Origin of the sequence: Paenibacillus sp. RU5M, from assembly GCF_900221055.1 — a bacterium.
GTDB lineage: Bacteria > Bacillota > Bacilli > Paenibacillales > Paenibacillaceae > Paenibacillus > Paenibacillus marchantiae.
The window spans coordinates 683,824-702,504 of record NZ_OBQM01000003.1; the positions used below are offsets into that span (position 1 = coordinate 683,824).

At 49.4% G+C, this 18,681-nt stretch carries 16 protein-coding genes and 2 pseudogenes; 13 read left to right on the plus strand and 5 right to left on the minus strand.

All coding sequences use genetic code 11. The features are described 5' to 3' along the window. Window positions 1-37: 37 nt before the first annotated feature. The 3 genes from speD to CRO25_RS13735 all read right to left on the minus strand — a co-directional run bounded on the left by speD (window position 38) and on the right by CRO25_RS13735 (window position 2,801). The gene (gene speD / locus CRO25_RS13725) at window positions 38-853 is read right to left on the minus strand and encodes an adenosylmethionine decarboxylase (protein ID WP_064639879.1); all 816 of its coding nucleotides are present in this window, start codon (window positions 851-853) and stop codon (window positions 38-40) included. Between the two features lie 121 nt (window positions 854-974). After that, window positions 975-1,553, minus strand: coding sequence for a DUF1273 domain-containing protein (locus CRO25_RS13730; RefSeq protein ID WP_072734237.1), 579 nt, complete (start codon window positions 1,551-1,553; stop codon window positions 975-977). A 114-nt stretch (window positions 1,554-1,667) separates the two neighbouring features. Then, entirely contained in the window at window positions 1,668-2,801 is a 1,134-nt protein-coding gene (locus tag CRO25_RS13735; RefSeq protein ID WP_063564345.1) for an RluA family pseudouridine synthase, read from the minus strand. A 189-nt stretch (window positions 2,802-2,990) separates the two neighbouring features. Here CRO25_RS13735 and CRO25_RS13740 point away from each other — a divergent pair, with 189 nt between their 5' ends. Continuing rightward, the gene (locus tag CRO25_RS13740) at window positions 2,991-3,407 is read left to right on the plus strand and encodes a hypothetical protein (RefSeq protein ID WP_063564344.1); all 417 of its coding nucleotides are present in this window, start codon (window positions 2,991-2,993) and stop codon (window positions 3,405-3,407) included. 111 nt (window positions 3,408-3,518) lie between these two features. Here CRO25_RS13740 and CRO25_RS13745 read toward each other — a convergent pair whose 3' ends face one another. Beyond that, window positions 3,519-4,229 (minus strand): GT-D fold domain-containing glycosyltransferase, encoded by a 711-nt coding sequence (locus CRO25_RS13745; RefSeq protein WP_079695341.1) that lies wholly within the window; start codon window positions 4,227-4,229, stop codon window positions 3,519-3,521. A gap of 355 nt (window positions 4,230-4,584) precedes the next feature. Between CRO25_RS13745 and CRO25_RS13750 the strand changes: the two genes are divergently transcribed. From CRO25_RS13750 to CRO25_RS13770, 5 genes are all read left to right on the plus strand, one after another. Then, on the plus strand, window positions 4,585-5,274 hold the full coding sequence (locus CRO25_RS13750; RefSeq protein ID WP_063568332.1) for a glycosyltransferase: 690 nt from the start codon (window positions 4,585-4,587) through the stop codon (window positions 5,272-5,274). Between the two features lie 18 nt (window positions 5,275-5,292). Continuing rightward, a complete protein-coding gene (locus tag CRO25_RS13755) occupies window positions 5,293-6,282 on the plus strand; it encodes a polysaccharide biosynthesis protein (protein ID WP_063568331.1) in 990 nt (329 codons plus the stop codon). Between the two features lie 25 nt (window positions 6,283-6,307). Continuing rightward, the gene (locus tag CRO25_RS13760) at window positions 6,308-7,735 is read left to right on the plus strand and encodes a nucleotide sugar dehydrogenase (RefSeq protein WP_256336574.1); all 1,428 of its coding nucleotides are present in this window, start codon (window positions 6,308-6,310) and stop codon (window positions 7,733-7,735) included. Beyond that, window positions 7,722-8,468: a bifunctional 2-polyprenyl-6-hydroxyphenol methylase/3-demethylubiquinol 3-O-methyltransferase UbiG gene (locus CRO25_RS13765; RefSeq protein ID WP_063568330.1), complete on the plus strand. Its 747-nt coding sequence runs from the start codon at window positions 7,722-7,724 to the stop codon at window positions 8,466-8,468. Before CRO25_RS13760 ends, CRO25_RS13765 begins: the two co-directional genes overlap by 14 nt. A gap of 80 nt (window positions 8,469-8,548) precedes the next feature. Beyond that, window positions 8,549-9,664: a glycosyltransferase gene (locus CRO25_RS13770; protein ID WP_079695408.1), complete on the plus strand. Its 1,116-nt coding sequence runs from the start codon at window positions 8,549-8,551 to the stop codon at window positions 9,662-9,664. 80 nt (window positions 9,665-9,744) lie between these two features. Here CRO25_RS13770 and CRO25_RS13775 read toward each other — a convergent pair whose 3' ends face one another. Beyond that, window positions 9,745-10,269, minus strand: a complete 525-nt coding sequence (locus tag CRO25_RS13775) for a DUF5412 family protein (RefSeq protein ID WP_079695342.1) — start codon at window positions 10,267-10,269, stop codon at window positions 9,745-9,747. Window positions 10,270-10,600: 331 nt separating this feature from the next. Between CRO25_RS13775 and CRO25_RS13780 the strand changes: the two genes are divergently transcribed. The 7 genes and pseudogenes from CRO25_RS13780 to CRO25_RS13805 all read left to right on the plus strand — a co-directional run bounded on the left by CRO25_RS13780 (window position 10,601) and on the right by CRO25_RS13805 (window position 18,653). Further along, window positions 10,601-11,467, plus strand: coding sequence for an Rpn family recombination-promoting nuclease/putative transposase (locus CRO25_RS13780; protein WP_079695343.1), 867 nt, complete (start codon window positions 10,601-10,603; stop codon window positions 11,465-11,467). 39 nt (window positions 11,468-11,506) lie between these two features. Beyond that, window positions 11,507-11,791: pseudogene (locus tag CRO25_RS13785) on the plus strand (Rpn family recombination-promoting nuclease/putative transposase); the annotation flags it as partial. Between the two features lie 344 nt (window positions 11,792-12,135). After that, window positions 12,136-14,016 (plus strand): DNA helicase RecQ, encoded by a 1,881-nt coding sequence (gene recQ, locus CRO25_RS13790; protein WP_072734229.1) that lies wholly within the window; start codon window positions 12,136-12,138, stop codon window positions 14,014-14,016. A 72-nt stretch (window positions 14,017-14,088) separates the two neighbouring features. After that, window positions 14,089-16,125, plus strand: coding sequence for a B12-binding domain-containing radical SAM protein (locus CRO25_RS13795; RefSeq protein ID WP_079695345.1), 2,037 nt, complete (start codon window positions 14,089-14,091; stop codon window positions 16,123-16,125). Then, window positions 16,064-16,375 carry a hypothetical protein gene (locus CRO25_RS33035; RefSeq protein ID WP_143806545.1) on the plus strand — a complete coding sequence of 104 codons (312 nt, stop codon included), beginning with the start codon at window positions 16,064-16,066 and terminating at the stop codon, window positions 16,373-16,375. The genes CRO25_RS13795 and CRO25_RS33035 overlap by 62 nt, the downstream gene beginning before the upstream one ends. Before the next feature lie 265 nt (window positions 16,376-16,640). Then, window positions 16,641-17,569 (plus strand): annotated as a pseudogene (locus CRO25_RS33855) (tyrosine-type recombinase/integrase). 184 nt (window positions 17,570-17,753) lie between these two features. After that, window positions 17,754-18,653 carry a GIY-YIG nuclease family protein gene (locus tag CRO25_RS13805; RefSeq protein ID WP_079695346.1) on the plus strand — a complete coding sequence of 300 codons (900 nt, stop codon included), beginning with the start codon at window positions 17,754-17,756 and terminating at the stop codon, window positions 18,651-18,653. The last annotated feature ends 28 nt before the right edge of the window (window positions 18,654-18,681 follow it).

Below are 18,681 nucleotides of genomic sequence, written 5' to 3' on the forward strand. Positions count from 1 at the left end.
TTCCAGTCCGTATGAATCAGTCCTCACGAATCAGCAATTAAGAAGGACGATTGATGTTTTTGCCATAATAAATCTCATCCATCTCCAGCTTCAACCACTCCGTAATTTCCTGTTGCTCGGCCTTGCTCAGTTTATCTTTGGTATAACCAAACAGATAATTATCGAGATCGAATTCTTTCAGTTTACACTTGGTGTGAAAAATGTTCTCCTGATAGACGTTCACGTCAATCATGTCGAAGCTGCTCTTGATCTCATCCGGAATGTAATTCTGGATTGAGCCGATCTCATGATCAATGAACAGCTTGCGTCCACTCGTATCCCGTGTAAAGCCACGTACCCGGTAATCCATCGTCATGATATCCGTATCGAACGAGTGGATCAGATAGTTCAGTGCCTTTAGCGGCGAGATTTCACCGCAGGTAGAGACGTCAATATCTGCCCGGAACGTACTGATGCCTTCGCTCGGGTGGAATTCGGGGTACGTATGAACGGTAATATGGCTTTTGTCGAGCTGCATGACGACATTATCGGGCAGAGGGCCTGGAGATTCATCGAAGGATTCTTCAGGGATCTCCACAATGGGGCCTTCCGAGACAAGCATCGTCACACTTGCGCCCTGGGGAACATAGTCCTGTTGGGCGACATTCAGCACATGGGCACCGATAATGTCAGACACGTTGTTCAGGATTTTGCTCAACCGGGCCGCATTATATTGTTCATCAATATATTCAATGTAAGCTTCGCGCTCATCTTTGGTTTTCGTATAACAGATATCGTACATATTGAAACTCAGCGACTTGGTCAGGTTGTTGAATCCATGCAGTTGAATGCGCTGCTCTGGCGTTAATGTCATGGTTGCAGTTCCCCTTTGTCCCATACGACATGGTAATCGCAGTTTTACTACTACTTATACCCAACCTACCGCCAAAAAAAACATATGTACGTCATTCTTTGCTACTCCAGTCGTGCGCAGATCAGAATGAAGAATCTTCATAATCCCCAACATCGTTCATCCGTTCATCTTCGGCGACCGATTGGATATCCTCTGAGGTGACGCTGATGATCGTATAATCTTCATTCTGCTGTTTTTTGACCGCTTTTTCCTTAATAAAACGGGGACTTCCATCCCCGGCATCTTCATCATACACGAGCAGGAGACCGTCGCTTTTGCGCAGCAGTAAGTCATCCCGCGCAGTAAACTGCCACGGGCCGATATACGGCTGATGACTAATCGCACCATAATAGTCCACACCTTGCAGAATGGAGCGATAATATTCCTGTTTGTCTTCCTTCCATTGTTCCTCGGGATTCTGAAAAGCGGTAATGATGGACAGCTTCAGATCCGGGAACGTCTTTTTCAGCTCAAGCACCACTTCGCAGGCCCACAGGTCTACACCGTATTGGCCCGGTGTCAGCACCCATTCCAGCCCGTCTTCGACCAGGGGCGTAAGACGGGAGGAGATCGCCTTTTTGATGAAAGGAATTCCCTCATGCTTCTGTCCAAAGATCTGTAGTTCATGTGCGCGATAACCGGTAATCAGCAAGTTTTTCAGTATCGCTTCCTCCTTTCAGGCGTGGTCAGTCCATCGGCCAGTTCCGGCACCGAGGCTTGTCCAGAATCGGCTGAAATCGCTGAGTCAGCAATGCCTGTTCTTTGAATCATCCCGTTAGTTCGCTGGTGGAGCATCCGTACGGAATGGATAGAGGAACTGTTTCGGAATGTCGGTCTCAAATCTCATCAACTCACCCGACGTTGGATGGATGAACGAGAGAACTCGTGCATGCAGTCCCAGGCGACCCAGTGTTTTGGTATGAGCACCGTATTTTTTGTCGCCTGCGATGGGATGGCCCAGATCTTCCATATGCACACGAATCTGGTTTTTGCGTCCCGTTTCCAGACGGACTTCCAGCAAGGAGAACTCGCGGTTCGACTGTAGACGTTTGTAGTGAGTAATGGCATGTTGTCCATCATTCGGGCGAGAACTAGAATACATTTTGAGCGTTTTGGTTTCTTTCAACCATGAGGAAATGGTGCCCTCTTCTTTCGCAACGGCGCCTTCCACAAGGGCAATATACAAACGTTCCTGTACATTCTCTTTCCAGTTGTCCTGCAGCTTCTGCTGCACTTCTTCACTCTTGGCAAACATCATGACACCTGAAGTGTCGCGGTCCAGACGATGGACAATAAATATTCGGTTCAGCGCGTCGGTACGGCGAACATGCTCGGTCAACTGGCGATAAGCGGTAAGATCATCACTTTTGTCAGCGGCAATGGATAGCAGTCCGGCTTCCTTGCGAATGACGATGATATCATCGTCTTCATGCAAAATGTTAATGCCCGTCAGGGAAGGAGCGGCAACTGCGCCTTCTTTGCTGATCGTTACGATTTGCCCTGGCGTCAGCTCCAGATTAAACTTGGTCACCACTTTCTGATCAACGGAAACCTGACCACGACCCAGAATGGATTTGACCGCATTCCGGCCGGACTTCAAGTGCTTCAGCAAGAAGTTGAGCAGCTCATCCGGTTCAGTAACCTTGTATGGGCGTGGTGGTTCTTGCTTGCGATAATAGGAATTGCCCGAGCGTTTGGCTGCTTTGGGTTTGGGTGCTCCGGCCTTCTTGGGAGCCGCGGAGGATTTGGCGGCTACTGGCTTCTTCGCCGCTCCTGCATTGCGTGATGCGGATGGTCCTGATGATTTGGCGGAAGTAAAAGTGGACCGACCAGACCGTGCTGTGGACGAACCTGCGGATGCTTTCCCCTTGGCCGATGTATTGCCTGTTGGGCGTTTACGTTTATTCATAAATAGTAATCTCCTTCTGAACAGCCTGTACCGCTTGTGTGCATACGATCCGTTCATTTCGTTATGCAGTTCAATATACCATTAACCGAGGGCAAATAAAAATAGGTGGATGGAATCTGTTACCCATCCAGTCCAAAGAGAGTCGAGATTCATAGAATAACGTATCCCATAGCATTGGAGGTGTTACTCATGGGTGTGTTTCTCGATATGAGAAGTTCGATGAACTCGGGATTCGTAGGACAGCCGGGTTTGTCCCTGTCTCCTTCGCCGGAAGCGTTTGGCTCCATTGGTCTGCAGACCCTTGGTGTCCCAAACCCCATTATCACCTTGAATGGCACGGTTGGCGTTACTGGAGAAGTGGGGGATACGTTCGTTGTTGAACTTGTACGGGGCAGTGTTTACGATCCGTTCTTTGTAATCTATCGCGCCGAAGGTACAGTAGGTCAGAACGGTGGCGCTGAATTTCATTCGTTCACTGCACAGGATCTGTCCGCACCGCCTGCACTGGAAAGTGTGTATACCTCGTTTATTTCAGGGGTATCCACATCGGTACGAACCGGACCCGAAGTGTTCTATGGTATTGCAGCCACCAATTGGTTCCTGTGAACAGAAGGTTCAACAGGAAGAGTGTTATCATATGGCATCTTATGATGAACAGACAAAAATCCCGGCTCCAAGGAGTCCGGGATTTTTTGTTGTAGTATCCACTTTTACAAACTAGTTGGCGCGGCCTTTCAAAATGATGTTGTTGGCTTTGCCGAAGTCGATGGCGACTTTGCCCGCAAGTGCCGCTGTCCGCTCCGCAAGGACAACCGCGTTTACGCCACAGGAGAAGAGAGCTACATCGAAGGTATCCTGATTCGTTTGAATCCATTGCAGTGTTTCCTGCATCTGATCCCAGCTGTCGAACCGCAGCGCAGCTGTAATATTCAGGTGATACGGCTCCTGAACGAGCATGGCCCGCAGCTGTTCAATCTCGCGGGTAACGAGCAGTATTCGCTTGCCTGCGAGCATACTCCAGAAGCGGGGCACCTGCGCGAGTTCCCGATTGACACAGGCATGGCAAGTCAGTGCCGGAGAAATGCCGAAATGCGCGAACACCGTGTCGGTCAGCTGTCTTTTGAGATGCTCCGGGGCTTTGATGGTACTGTCCCCGTGTGGAAGAACGCCTACGATATTCGCCCGTTGTAAGGAAGCGGCTACCTCATCCCGGAGCTGCAGATTGGGTAGACGCAGTCCTTTTTGACCCAGATTGGCCTTGATGGCCCAACGCTCTTGCAGAACCTGCTCCGTGGTCCAGACCGTTTCCTGGGACATGACGATATTCTCCCCATCGCCCACACGGACCAGAGAGAAAGGACGCTGCTCTCTCACAGCGGCTTCAAGTTGATCCAGCACACCATCCATTTCAAGATAGATTGCATTCATTCTGGTATAAGGCCCCCTTTGAAAATTCAATTGCTCTATTCTATGTTGCGGATTCGACTACGTATTGTGCGTTCGACCCGCAGGGCGCATCTTCGGGTATATATCAATCTACTTCCGGTACAGGTGAGCGCTGGCGGGCTTATGTAAAAGCTGATTTATGGAAGAACACGTGCAAGTGTCCGGACCGGTTCTATTATTTTTTCATACGTTATAGAGTCGGCTGGATTGACTAGAGCTTCTGTATGGCAGCTTCAAGCAGACAGAGGCCGTTTTTGGCGTGGAAAGGGCTGCAAAGACTATGAAAATAGTCTGACTGAATTGAAAGAAGATCACAGAATGAATGAGGAGGAAGGGTATGTCCAGAAGAGTGGTTATTGAGATTAACTTCAACAATTATGGGATGGACCCGCAGCGGCTGACGAGAGAGTGGTTGGAGCGGCGGGTGGGTATTTTTCGTAGATTCACCTTGCATTGCCTTAAGGCCCAGACGAATCAGGATTTCCTGACCGTGGTGAAGCTGTCCAAGGAATCCGGGGAACTGATGCAAGAGATTCTGGCCGAACAGGAGCCAATGCCTTCCAATATCCGTTTTGGAACAAATATCGAAAGTGTGCGTGCCATTCTGGCTTTTGCCGAGGGAGCAGAGGATATCTATATTGCCCGACTGGATTCGGATGATCTGTATCACAAGACGTTTGTTCAACAGCTCTATGATGTGCAGCCGCAGCCCGGAACGATGGCACTCATTAATCAGAATGGATATCTGTGGGACAGCGTGAATCATGAGATGGCACCAGCGTTCCATCGTTCCCCGCAGTTCTATGTCTACCTATATAAAACGGCGGAGTATGCAGCAGGATACCGGGTGAAGCTGCCGGGCCGAGGAACACATGGCAATGTCATTGAGCTTCCGCATGAGCTGCTAGCTCCGCGCAATTACGTGAATATTGTGCATTCCAGCAATACTTCCATCAAAAAAGTACCGCCCAAAGATCGGTTAAACCGGGAAGAGATGGCTGCGGTATTACGCGAATTCATGATCTGAACAAGGAGGGATTCAACCATGATTAAAGGACAAACGATTCTGATCACCGGAGGAACAGGCTCCTGGGGACAAAAACTGACCGAGGTACTGCTGGAGCAGAATCCAGCCGAGATTCGGATTCTCTCGCGTAATGAGTACGCCCAGATTGCGATGCAACGGGATTTCGGTCATGATGCACGTTTGCGTTTTGTCATCGGGGACATTCGCGACTATCGTGCTGTGGAGGAAGCCTGTCGTGGGGTGGATGTTCTCTTCCATCTGGCTGCACTGAAGCATGTTCCGGTATGCGAGGATCAGCCGGATGAAGCATTCAAGACCAACGTCATCGGCACGCAGAATATTATTCGCGCTGCGATTCGTATGCAGGTTGCCAAAGTCATTGACGTGTCCACCGACAAGGCGGTAGATCCGATTAACGTTTATGGTATGACCAAGGCTCTGGGTGAGAAGATGATGATTCGTGCCAATGGACTGAGCGAGTCCACCCGTTTTGTGTGTATTCGTGGGGGGAATGTGCTCGGAACCAGCGGCAGCGTTGTTCCATTGTTCCGTCGTCAGATTGATGAAGGCAAGAGCCTGACCATTACGGACAAAGGCATGACCCGCTTTTTCCTGACGCGAACGGAGGCCATCCATTTGTTATTGAAGGCGTCTGAGGCATCAGTGGGCGGTGAGACGTTTGTGATGAAAATGAAATCCTGCAAGATGACAGATCTGGCGTCGGTCATGTTGGAACAGGCAGGTCGTCCGGCTCACGATTATAAAGTAACCGGGATTCGTCCAGGCGAAAAATTGCATGAAGTACTCATTTCTCCATTCGAGGCACCACGTACCTACAAATATGACGAGCAATATTATGTGATTTTGCCACAAGAACCGGACAAAAGCCTGACAGATCCGTATAGTGGTCTGCCTCGTGTGACCTTTTCCGAGTATCGTTCGGATAGCGCGATGATGAACCGGTCAGCGATTGCCCAATTTTTGCGTGCAGGCGGCTTTATCGATTAATAGAAGGGAGGCGGACCGTTTGGAGGTGGAAGGAATGGTAGAGAGCAGCAAGCACGAAGGAAATAAGGAAACACAGGAACGTACCACGCTTCAAAACATAAACAACCGCTCCCTGAAAGCTGCCGTCATTGGTCTCGGGTATGTTGGGTTACCCATGGCGGTGGAGATGGCGCAGGCTGGATATCAGGTGCACGGAATTGACATCGATGGTGCGAAGGTGGCTAAGCTGCGTGCCGGGAAATCGTATGTGATCGGCATTGAGGATAAGGTGGTGCAATCCCTTGCTCAGGCCGGGTTGTTCATGGTAGGCACGGATTTCACAGCAGTGGCGCAGGCCGATGTCATAGTTATCTGTGTGCCTACGCCTTTGACCGCCGAGCATCAGCCGGACATTTCATTTATCGCTGCAGCGGTGGATGGCATAACGCCTTATCTTCAGGAGGGCAGCCTTGTCATATTGGAAAGTACCACATATCCTGGCACCACCGAAGAGCGTGTGAAGCATCCGATCGAAGCTGCGAAAGGGTGGAAAGTAGGACAGCAGTTCCATGTCTGTTATTCTCCAGAGCGGGTAGATCCCGGAAGTGTGCATTACGGGGTGAAAAATACACCGAAGATTATTGGCGGCTCCACGCCGTCCTGTCTGTCTTATGGAAAAGCATTCTACGGTTCGTTCCTGAACGAAATCGTTCCCGTTAGTTCAACGACAGTGGCGGAGACGGCAAAGTTGTTCGAAAATACGTTTCGCAGCGTGAACATCGCGCTCGTGAACGAACTGACACCTGCCTGTGAGCAAATGGGCGTGAACATCTGGGAGGTGCTGGACGCTGCGGCAACCAAGCCGTTCGGTTATATGCCGTTCTATCCGGGTCCGGGTATTGGTGGACACTGTATTCCAATTGACCCGATCTATCTGTCCTGGGCCGCTGGCCGTCAGGGATCGGAACTGCAATTCATTTCGCTTGCAGATGCGACCAATCGGCAAATGCCGGAAAGAGTCGTCAAGCGTGCCGCCGAGCTGCTCGAACAGAACGGTTCATCGATGCAGGGAGCCCGAATTGTGCTGGCGGGTATGGCGTACAAAAAAGATATCGACGACTTGCGTGAATCGCCAGCGCTGGATGTCTATAGACTGCTTCGTGAAGCAGGGGCAGACGTGGTCTTCACCGATCCTATGGTGCCTGTGTTCCGCAAGGATGATGGCACGGTTGCTCATGCTCAACCAGCATCACCAGCATTGTGGGCCGGGGCTGATCTGGTCATGATTACGACGGATCATACGGGATTCGATTATCAGGAGATGGCGGATCATGCCAAGCTGATCTTCGATACACGTAATGCCACAGCCGGATGTGTCGGTGGAAATATAGTGGTGCTTGGACAGCCGACTCGGCCGGATGTGAGCCCTGAAAGCTTGAGGGAAACGTCAGGAGGCAGCCATGGCGAATCATGATCGGGTAAGTGAGCGTTATTATGGCGAGATCAATTCGGAGGAATCGCATGAAGCCACACGTACCCGCATTCACTGGATGTGCCGGGAAGCGACAGGTAAACGAATTCTGGATATTGGATGCAGCCAGGGCATCACCTCCATTTTGCTGGCACGGGAAGGCTTTCGGGTAACGGGGATTGATCTGGAAGAAGAGAGCATTCGGTATGCCAAGCAAGAGCTGGCGAAGGAATCGAAGCCGGTACAGGATAAAGTGGATTTTCGTATGCTGGATATTACCCAGTGGAAAGGCAGAACACCGTTCGATACGGTGCTGCTGGGTGAAGTGCTGGAGCATTTTGCCCATCCCGAAACGTTGTTAATGAATATTCATCGCCTTTTGCATGAAAAAGGGACGCTGGTCGTCACAGTTCCTTACGGGTATCATCCGTTCTACGATCACAAGCAGACATTCTACGCCGGGAACCTGGCGATGTGCCTGATGCCTTATTTTGAAGTATTGAAGCTGGAAATTCATCATAAATATCTATGTTGCGTGGCACGCAGGCGGCGGGAAACGCAGCTGCATGTCTCACCTACCACAAGCCAACTGACGGAGTGGATGAAGCTGGATCATGTACATTTTGCCGCCGTGGAACAGAATCACCTTCGTCTGATGAATCAACGCAAAAAGGCGTTGGACAATGCGGTGGAGCAGGTTAAACGTCTGCGTCGTCAGGAGACTGGGGAAGGGTAGCAGATAAGGCTGAGAAGAAAAAAACTGCAATACGCGTAAGACAGGAAGGGGCTTAAACCGTGATCACCATCAGTCTGTGTATGATTGTGAAGAACGAACAACGCACGCTTGCTCGCTGTCTCGACTCGGTCGCCGGCATCGTGGACGAGATCGTTATTGTAGATACCGGTTCATCTGACCGTACGAAAGAGATAGCCGCGCAATACACCGACCGGGTCTACACGTATGAGTGGAAGGACGATTTTGCTGCAGCGCGGAATTATTCTTTCGACCAGGCCACGCAGGAATATATCCTGTGGCTGGATGCGGATGATGTGCTGCTGCCCGCGGAACGGGCGAAGCTTGAAAGGTTGAAGCAGCAGCTGCCGTCCGGCGGTGAGACGGCGGCTGTGATCTTGGGCTATACGCTGGCCGAGGGGCCGGAGGGAAGTCCGCTCGTGACGGACCGACGGTTGCGCCTCGTTAAGCGGGAAGCGGGGTGCCGCTGGCATGGCCGGCTGCACGAGCAGTTAGGCTTCCCGCAGAGCGGTGTCATTACGGCAGACATTGCCGTCACGCACCGCCGCGAAGCGGGCCATCATTCGGCGCGAAACGTGCGCATTCTGCGCAAATGGATCGCCGAAGAGGGCGCAGCCCAGGGACGCCTGCTGTTCTATTATGCAGGCGAATGTTACGACCGCCAGCGTTATACGGCGGCGGTTCGGGCGTATGCGAAGCTGCTGCTGGAGCCAAGCGGCTATCGCGAGGATCGGCTCATAGCCTGCGCGCGGCTGGCGGAATGTTATGAACGGCTTGGCGAGCCGGGGCGAAAGCTGGGTGCGCTGCTGCAATCATTTCAATTCGACCTGCCGCATGCCGATTTCTGCTGTGCAATTGCAGCCTGTTTCCAGGAGCGGCAGGAGCTGGTCTCTGCCATCTACTGGTATATGCAAGCGCTCGATGTCAACAGCCACGATCCAGGTTTGCGTCCCGTGCCTGCGGCATGCCGCACTTGGCTGCCACACGCCAGGCTCTCCCTTTGTTACGCTCACATGGGAAACTGGGAGCAGGCGCTTCTGCATAACAGCAAAGCAAGGGAGTATCTGCCGAATGACCCCAGTCTGATTGCCAATCGGGAGAAGATTGAAGCGATGGTGAGTAGGGGGAACAGTGGGCCGGAAGAGAAAGAGAAAGAGAAAGAGAAAGAGAAAGAGTAGTGTTGATCTGTTCTAGAGGTGGAATAAGAGCAGCCCCGCTTGCCATGAGAGTCGGCGAGAGGGGCTGCTTATTTGTGTTTTTATTTTTCAGGTGCTAGACACCGAACGTACTGGTCTTTCGTACGCAGGCTTTGGCATGCCCAGCCCCAACCGTCATAGATTTCTTCATCGATGTTTAGCGTAATGGTTTCATCTACATACTCATCCCAGTTTTCGATTCGGAGGGTATTTTCACTTTCCCATTCCAGATGGTCATGTCCGTGGTACTCGGCGTGATATATATTTTTTACGGTAGAATCATTCGGATCATTCGTTTTCTTCACGTCGACCCACATAGTAACTCCACCTGCCGCACCACCATAAGGCACGCCGTAAATCTCGGCGGTATATTCTCCGTTTCTTGAAGGCATGGAGTAGCTCAGATCTCCTTGTTCGGATCGATCAAACGTGGAGAAGTAAGGGCGAAGCCAGAAATACAGGAATACAGCGGCGAACAGCACAAAAATCAGTACCGAAAATGTAGTGAATATCGGGTGTCGGCGTATCCACGATTTTGGTGGTGAGATGTTTGAAGAGTCACTAGCATGTGCATGTTGTTTCGACATAAATAAACCGGCCCTCCTTTAATGGTAGTGGGATCGAACGATATAGGGTAATGGATATGTAGGTACGCAAATGTCTTTTCTGTAAGCTAATCATTAATCGATGGTAACACATTGTGAATATTAATTAATAACAAATAAGTTAAAATAATCCTTAATTGAGCGGGAGTTAAGTTAAATGGAGGAAGAGAGCCTTGTTAGCAAATTCAAGACTTGAAGAAGCAGTAAGAGACCGTAGTTTGGTGTGGAATGTTTAACTTGCCCAAAGGTGGTTGATGCTGCAATTAAACATGCCAAGCATGGTATAATAGAAAGAAACGGAGTTGATGGTCAGATGTCTGATTTGCTCGATCCTCGGAACGATTTTGTCTTCAAGCGTATTTTTGGCAGTGAAGAAAATAAAGATGTACTGCTAGTTTTCTTGAACCGAACGTTTGCAGAATCGGGGGAACAGCCGCTGACGGAGATTGTACTCCTTAATCCGTATACCGATAAAGATGCTCCGCTGGATAAACAGTCCATATTTGATATTTGGGCGAAAACAGCTGAAGGTAAATTGATCAACATTGAGATGCAGTTATTTAATAAATACGATATTGAAAAGCGGACCTTATACTATTGGAGCAAGCGTTATTTCAGTCAGTTGCAGGAAGGGCAAACTTACAAGGAACTGAAAAAGTGTGTGACAATTAATATTTTAAATTACTCGTTTATCGAAAATGAGCGTTATCATAATGTATTTCATCTGAGGGAAGACCATACTGGACTTGAATTGAGTGATGATCTCGAAGTTCATTTTATGGAGCTGTCCAAGCTGGATGATCAATCCGTTCCGATGGAAGGTGGTCTGATTAACTGGCTTTTGTTCCTGAAAGGTGCTGACAAATCAAATTGGGAGGTGCTGCAAATGAATGAACCTACATTGAAGAAAGCGATGGATACGCTGGAGTTTCTGAGTCAGGATCGTGAGGCGCGTCGCTTGTATGAAGAACGGCAGAAGTATTTGCACGATGAAGCCTCGATGATTGAGTGGGCTACGGAGAAGGGGATTGCTAAGGGAATCGAAAAAGGATTAGTGGAAGGTGAAAAAAGAAAGGCGATTGAAATAGCTAAAAATATGCTTTCATTCGGCATTGAAGGTCCAATCATTGCCAAAACGAGTGGTCTAACTGAATCTGAAGTTGAGGCGCTAAAAGATTAGCAACGCAACCCACAGAAAAAAACTCGTCCCCACAAACAATGGGAGGTGCTGCAAATGAATGAACCTACGTTGAAGAAAGCGATGGATACGCTGGAGTTTCTAAGTCAGGATCGTGAAGCATGTCGTTTGTATGAAGAGCGGCAAAAGTATTTGCACGATGAAGCCTCAATGATTGAATGGGCTACGGAAAAGGGATTAGCGGAAGGTGAAAAAAGAAAGGCTTTTGAAATAGCTAAAAATATGCTTTCATTCGGCATTGAAGTTTCTATCATTGCCAAAACGAGTGGTCTAACTGAATCTGAAGTTGAGGCGCTAAAAGATTAACAATTGTGTTTTAAATCTAAACAATTGTCTTGTCCCCAAAAGGGCAGGCGGTTGTTTTTTAATTTGTCCTAGAATGTTCACTCACACCTGATTCTACTTGCATTCTTTCCGGATCACTCAGGATATACCGCTGTTACACATTTGCCAAAGATCGTTTTACAGTAAAACGCGGTTGCTCATTCGGGTCTGGGCCGTTAAACTAAAGGGAGCGGCGTTTGCTTGACGGACAAGTCATGAGAACGCCATTTTGTTGTCAAGGATGCGGTATATGCCGCTTTCGGATGTCAGAATCGGATCGGACCAAGCTGGTGGAAGAACACCGGTGATAAGTAAGGAGTCTTTACATGAGTGTGCAAACACCTACATTAGAAGAAGCGCAGGGTCTCCTGCAAAAATATTATGGCTACCCCGACTTCCGTGAGGGACAGAAAAAGATCGTGGCCAGCCTGCTCGAACGTGAAGATACGCTGGGTATTATGCCAACCGGGGGCGGGAAATCGATCTGTTATCAGATCCCCGCTTTGTTGTATTCGGGTCTGACGCTTGTCGTCTCCCCATTGATCTCATTAATGAAGGACCAGGTTGATGCCCTGACCACGGCTGGTATTGCAGCCGCCTATATTAATAGTACGCTCAGCGGCAAAGAAGTGAATGATCGCATCCGCGCAGCGCAGCGCGGTGAGCTGAAGCTGCTCTACGTCGCGCCTGAGCGACTGGAGCTAGACTGGTTCCGCGAGGAGATGGGCTATTTGCCAATCTCGTGCGTTGCTGTGGATGAGGCCCACTGTGTGTCGCAGTGGGGGCATGATTTTCGGACAAGCTACCTGGCGGTAGCGCCGTTTGTGGACAGTTTGCCGGAGCGGCCGGTGGTTGCGGCCTTTACGGCTACAGCGACGCCCGAAGTCATGGGAGATATTCTGCGGCTCCTGCGTTTGCAGGACCCGCAGACGTATGTGACCGGACTTGGGCGAGATAATCTGGCGTTTAGCGTGCTGCGCGGCGAGAGCAAAAAGGACTTTGTCCTGAATTACGCGCGCGAGCATGCCAGCGAGCCGGGGATTGTGTACGCCGCGACCCGTAAGGACGTAGACGATCTGCATCAGCGTTTGCTGCAGGCGGGATTGCCAGCAGGACGCTACCATGCCGGGATGACGGACGATGAACGGTCCCAGAGCCAGGAAGCTTTTTTGTACGATGATATCCGGGTGATGGTGGCGACAAATGCGTTCGGGATGGGGATTGATAAATCCAACGTGCGTTACGTTATTCATAACAGCATGCCGAAGAACATGGAGGCATATGTGCAAGAAGCCGGGCGTGCGGGACGGGACGGAGAGCCGAGCCAGTGCATTTTGTTATTCGGAGCACAGGACATTATCACCCAGAAGTTCTTGATCGAGCAGAACCCGATGGAGGGCGACCGCAAACAAAACGATTACCGGAAGCTGCAACAGATGGTGGATTACTGTTACACGACGCGTTGTTTGCGCAGTGCACAGCTGGATTATTTCGGTGAGGTGCATGAGGACAAGCCATGCGGCATTTGCAGTTCATGTACGGACGACCGTGAGCTAGTGGATATGACGATTGATGCGCAGAAAATATTCAGCTGCATTCACCGCATGCGTGAACGGTATGGTGTATCGTTGGTTGCTTCGGTGCTCAAAGGTTCCCGTGCCAAAAAAGTGCTCGATTACGGCTTCAACTCCCTGCCAACCTACGGCGTGATGGGTAATCGTACGGAACGTGAGATCGCCGAGATCATCAACGTTATGGTGTCCGAAGGGTACCTGATGCTCTCCGAGGGGCAGTATCCAGTTGTTCGTTTGCAACCACTGGCAGTGGAAGTGCTGAAAGGTCAGCGTGAAGTGATGCAGCGGGTGGTCCGCAAGACGGCGGCGACGGCTTCGGGTACAAACTACGGTGGACGTCGCGGACGCGATGCAATGCCATCTGCGGTTAACGAGACGGTATTTGAGCAGCTGCGTCTGATCCGCCGTGATCTGGCGGCGAAAGAGCATGTGCCGTCGTACATTATTTTCAATGATGCGACCTTGCGCGAGATGAGCGTGGTATGTCCAAGGACAGAACGTGACATGCTGGATATTAAAGGGGTCGGTGAGGTCAAGTACCGCAAGTACGGGCTGCCGTTCCTGGAGTTTTTCCAGAAGCAAACGGGCGAAGACGTGGATACGGATGACGATGCTTTTTATGAATACGAGTGAGATGTTGGATGAAGATTCTTACGTTTTGAAATGAAAAATATAGTCTGGTGGTCCAGACAAAGGTTGTGAACCATGAAAGTTATTCTCTCTACATTAAATGCAAAATACATCCATACCTCTTTGGCCTTGCGGTGTCTGAAGGCGTACAGTGAGAAGGATTTTGATATTGAGCTGGCCGAGTATACGATTAAGGACCCGGTCATGAATATCGTGTCCGATCTGTATCAGCGCGGTGCTGACATGATCGGGTTCTCGTGTTACATCTGGAACATTGAAGAGACAATCAAGGTCATTGATATTTTGAAAAAGGTTATGCCTGAGGTGAAAATTCTGCTCGGCGGGCCGGAAGTGTCCTACGACACGGAATATTGGATGAACCGGATTCCCAATGTCGATTTCATCGTGATGGGTGAAGGGGAAGAGACGCTGCATCAGCTTTTGACGGAGCTGGAGGGGGACAAGAAGTTCCACTTCGTCTATGGACTGGCGTATCGCAAAGGGGAAGAAGTCATTCTCATGCCGGGACGGCCAAAAGCGGATCTGAATGATTTGCCGTCACCGCACCGTTTTGAAGAGGATATCCCGGAGCTCGGGAAACGGGTTGTATATTTTGAGACTAGTCGGGGCTGCCCGTTCAGTTGTCAGTTCTGTCTGTCCAGTATCGAGGTCGGCGTGCGGTATTACGATATTGAGCGGACAAAGTCGGACATTCTGTACCTGATTGAGAAGGGTGCGAAGCTGATCAAGTTTGTGGACCGGACATTTAACATCAAGCGGGATTATGCGCTCGAAATGTTCAAATTCCTGATCGAGAATCATCAGGGGACGGTGTTCCAGTTTGAAATTACGGCTGATATCATGCGTCCCGAGGTACTGGACTATCTGGCAGAGAATGCGCCGCCGGGCACATTCCGGTTCGAAATTGGGGTTCAGTCCACGAATGATCCAACGAATGAACTGGTGAAACGCCGCCAGAACTTCTCGAAGCTAAGTCGTACCGTGAACAAGGTCAAAGCCAGCGGCAAAATCGACCAGCATCTGGATCTCATCGCCGGATTGCCGGAGGAAGATTACAATACGTTCCGCAAGACGTTTAACGATGTATTTGCACTGGGGCCGGAAGAGCTTCAGCTTGGATTCCTCAAAATGCTGCGTGGTACCGGTCTGCGTCTGGATGCGGAAAAGTACAACTACACGTATATGGATCACGCGCCGTATGAGATTCTGGGAAGTGACGTGCTGCCGTTCAGCGACATCGTACGCCTGAAGCGGCTGGAGGATGTGCTGGAGAAATACTGGAACGCACATCGGATGGACCATACGTTGAAGTATCTGATGGAGCAAGAGTTCGATTCGCCATTTGATTTCTTCCAGGCGTTCGGGGATTACTGGGAGGGTCAGGGCTGGCAGAAGATCGGTCACCAGCTGGAGAATCTGTTCACCCGTCTGCACAGCTTCCTGGAGTCGCGCAACACGCCGCATATGGATATTGTGCTCGGCTTGATGAAGCTGGATTACTTCCTCGGCCACAAGTACAAACCACGCAAAATCTGGTGGGAAGATCCGCTCCAGAAAGATCAGTGGGCGGGTTATATGAAAACGTTGGCTGAACGTCCGGAAGACGTTCGCCTGCCGCGTATTGCCGGTGCCACAGGCACGGCGTGGCTGGAAAGCAGCGGCACGAGTGCAGTTGCCGCTGCGGGAAGTTCGACTGCTGCCGGAGAAGACTCTGCCGCGGATGCGGCGGGTGTGATCGGCAGCGATGGTGCGGCGTCGCTTCCTGTGGGCGACGCAACATGGTCCGCCGCGGATGGAGCGGCGGACACGGTGGACGGCAACGCTTCGCGTGCGTTGCCGATGACCACAGCCATGACCGCACAGACGGTCATGGGTGCCCGTGCTTTCGCCGACCTCGGTCTCGGCGAAAAAGAACTGCAGAAGCACACCGTATTGGATGTGCTTCCGTTCCGGCTTGAGCGTGTGCTTGCTGGCGCCAGCCCGCTTGCCGCGAAAGGCCGGACGCTGCTGGTCGTAGTGTACCAGCAGCATGAAGGGCAGCAGGCGCAGTATTACACGCTGCCGCTGGGAGAAGAAGCCGCTGCCATGTAGGTGCAGCGGCATTGGGGAGCTGCATGGCCGATGGCTGCATGCAGTGGGGGAAGCACCATGGCTTTGCCGTTCTGGTGCTAAAACGTTGAGCACCGCGGTTATGGCCGCGGTGCAATCCCGTGAGGTGCTGCCCCATTGGGAGCAGCACCTCATCCTTACGCGGCTTGCCACTGCACAAGCCGCGCTGTGCTTCACCTTTTATCAAAACATATATGTTCCGAAAGCATCGGAAGGTCGTCTGATTCCCTAGTGGATGAAGAAGGGCCTTCCTTTTTGTTTTCCGAATTTGGGTCAAAAACATAACCTATCCAAACGAAGGAGAGTTTCCTATGAATAAATATGCTACTACTGAAAAGACGATTACCATAACTAAAGGTTCCTCTGAGTTACTGCGCATTCATATCCCATATAACCCTGCATATATTGAGCGGATTCGTCGGATTAATGGAAGAACGTGGGAAGCCAAACAAAAAGTGTGGATCATCCCATACACCATAGCTGCTCTTCAGGACTTCATGAATCAATTTGATCCAGATGACGTTCTGATTACCCCAGAGTTGTGGGTTGAAAATGAGAATTTACAGCAATGGAAAGCTAGTAAGGCAAACCATCCATGGAGCAAAGAGCCGTTACAGAAGCCATTAAAGTTACGAGGATACAGCCGCAAAACGATTAAAGCATTTTGTAATCAGGTCGAACGTTTTCTGAGTAGCTTTCCCCTTAAAGATACCGATGTGACTACTTCTAAAATTCAGACGTATTGTTTAGGTTTGCTTGAGCGAGGGATCTCCCATTCAAGCGTGAATCAGACGATTAGCGCGCTCCGCTTCTATTGCAAACATGTACTCCATCACCCTACGGAAATCCAGTTTATTTGTCCCCAAAAGCAGACCAAGCTTCCGCAAGTATTGTCGGAAAAGGAAGTCGCTCAATTGCTCAAATCCGTAACCAACCCTAAACATAAGGCCATATTGTTTCTAACCTATTCTTCTGGACTTCGTGTAAGTGAAGTTGTGCGTTTGCGGTGCAGCGATCTTGATATTGAAAGGCAAACACTCATCGTGAGACAGGGGAAGGGCAAAAGAATCGGAGAACGATCCTATCGAGTCTAGCGTGGGATATGGTGCAGAAATACGTCACTGAATATAGACCAACTCGTTGGATCTTTCCAGGGCAATCTTCAGAGCGATATCTTACCGAGCGGAGTGTGCAGAAGGTGTTTGAAGAAGCCAGACAACGTGCAGACATTGTGAAAATGGTTAGTATTCATGTCTTGAGGCACTCTTTTGCTACTCATTTGTTGGAAAACGGAACAGACCTGCGCTATATTCAGGAACTACTTGGTCACACGAGTGCACGCACAACACAGCGATATACGCATGTTAGTACGAAAAATATTCAGCGTATTCAGAGCCCATTGGATCATTTGGATTTGGGAGATTGATCGTTAAATCTCCCTTTTTCACCAAATTCTTCTTCGCAAATACCACTGCTTAGGTTATCATATACGTAGTTCAGAAATCATGCAGGATGTGTGGTATCTACGAAGTACATAGATTAGATGTTAGATGAAACTCTCAAGAGTTGAAAAGTGCAAATACCATTTAGCTGATAAGGAGACTTTAATAATGAGAGGGAAGTCGATCAAACTTTATATTATGGGAGAGAAATACAAGAGCTTAAAAACGGCCGAGCTTAGTAATTGGACAGGCAAAGCATACATTGGTCAAAGAAAACACGTGCAAATGCTCCAAGACATTGAAGAACTGGCTTCGCCGGGTATTTACATATTGATTTCTGAAATAGAAGATTCTTATCAAAAGAAGATTTACATAGGTGAAGCCGATGAAGTAAATAAACGAATGGCAGACCAGTTTAAGCAAAAAGATTGGTGGAACGATTTTGTAGTATTCATAAGTAAAGATGCCAATTTAACAAAGTCACATGTTAGATACCTTGAGAGAGAACTTTATGACATTGCTTTAAAGAATAAAACAACTATTGAAACAACTAACGGAAACACACCACCAGGTTCAAAGTTGCCTATTTCGGAGTGCGATGATATGAGTGACTTTAATGAAAATATTATTTTTGTGCTAAATAATTTGGGGATTATAGACTTTACGAAGACTGAAGTGAATCATCAAAAAATTGAGAATACCAAAAGAGAAAGCGACTATTTCTATATGAGTGTTCCTGGCCCTAAAGGAGAGAGTGCTAAGGAAGCGAAACTTGTGATCGTAGAAGGAACATATAGACTACTAGCAGGTTCCTACATTAGGAAAGATAATGTTAGTAGTTTTGCTAGTCATAATTATGCAAAGTTAAGAAAACAACTTGAAGAAGATAATTTTTTTGAATCCTCAGAGAGTGGGAGCTACTTTAAGTTGTGTAAGGATGTTGATTTTAAATCTCCCTCTGCAGCAGCGGCTATAGTCAGAAACAGTTCTATGAATGGAAGGAAAGAATGGAAATTGAAGAATGGACTAAACTTAGATGAGTTCGAGAATAGACAGATAGAATCTTAATTGTTAGCTTTTCGAAGAAGTGAGAGCA

Coding starts and splice junctions, on each gene's coding strand:
- speD (WP_064639879.1), bottom strand. CDS start 853: ATGACATTAACGCCAGAGCAGCGCATTCAACTGCATGGATTCAACAAC.
- CRO25_RS13735 (WP_063564345.1), bottom strand. CDS start 2,801: ATGAATAAACGTAAACGCCCAACAGGCAATACATCGGCCAAGGGGAAA.
- CRO25_RS13740 (WP_063564344.1), top strand. CDS start 2,991: ATGGGTGTGTTTCTCGATATGAGAAGTTCGATGAACTCGGGATTCGTA.
- CRO25_RS13745 (WP_079695341.1), bottom strand. CDS start 4,229: ATGAATGCAATCTATCTTGAAATGGATGGTGTGCTGGATCAACTTGAA.
- CRO25_RS13750 (WP_063568332.1), top strand. CDS start 4,585: ATGTCCAGAAGAGTGGTTATTGAGATTAACTTCAACAATTATGGGATG.
- CRO25_RS13755 (WP_063568331.1), top strand. CDS start 5,293: ATGATTAAAGGACAAACGATTCTGATCACCGGAGGAACAGGCTCCTGG.
- CRO25_RS13765 (WP_063568330.1), top strand. CDS start 7,722: ATGGCGAATCATGATCGGGTAAGTGAGCGTTATTATGGCGAGATCAAT.
- CRO25_RS13770 (WP_079695408.1), top strand. CDS start 8,549: ATGATTGTGAAGAACGAACAACGCACGCTTGCTCGCTGTCTCGACTCG.
- CRO25_RS13775 (WP_079695342.1), bottom strand. CDS start 10,269: ATGTCGAAACAACATGCACATGCTAGTGACTCTTCAAACATCTCACCA.
- CRO25_RS13780 (WP_079695343.1), top strand. CDS start 10,601: ATGTCTGATTTGCTCGATCCTCGGAACGATTTTGTCTTCAAGCGTATT.
- recQ (WP_072734229.1), top strand. CDS start 12,136: ATGAGTGTGCAAACACCTACATTAGAAGAAGCGCAGGGTCTCCTGCAA.
- CRO25_RS13795 (WP_079695345.1), top strand. CDS start 14,089: ATGAAAGTTATTCTCTCTACATTAAATGCAAAATACATCCATACCTCT.
- CRO25_RS33035 (WP_143806545.1), top strand. CDS start 16,064: ATGAAGGGCAGCAGGCGCAGTATTACACGCTGCCGCTGGGAGAAGAAG.
- CRO25_RS13805 (WP_079695346.1), top strand. CDS start 17,754: ATGAGAGGGAAGTCGATCAAACTTTATATTATGGGAGAGAAATACAAG.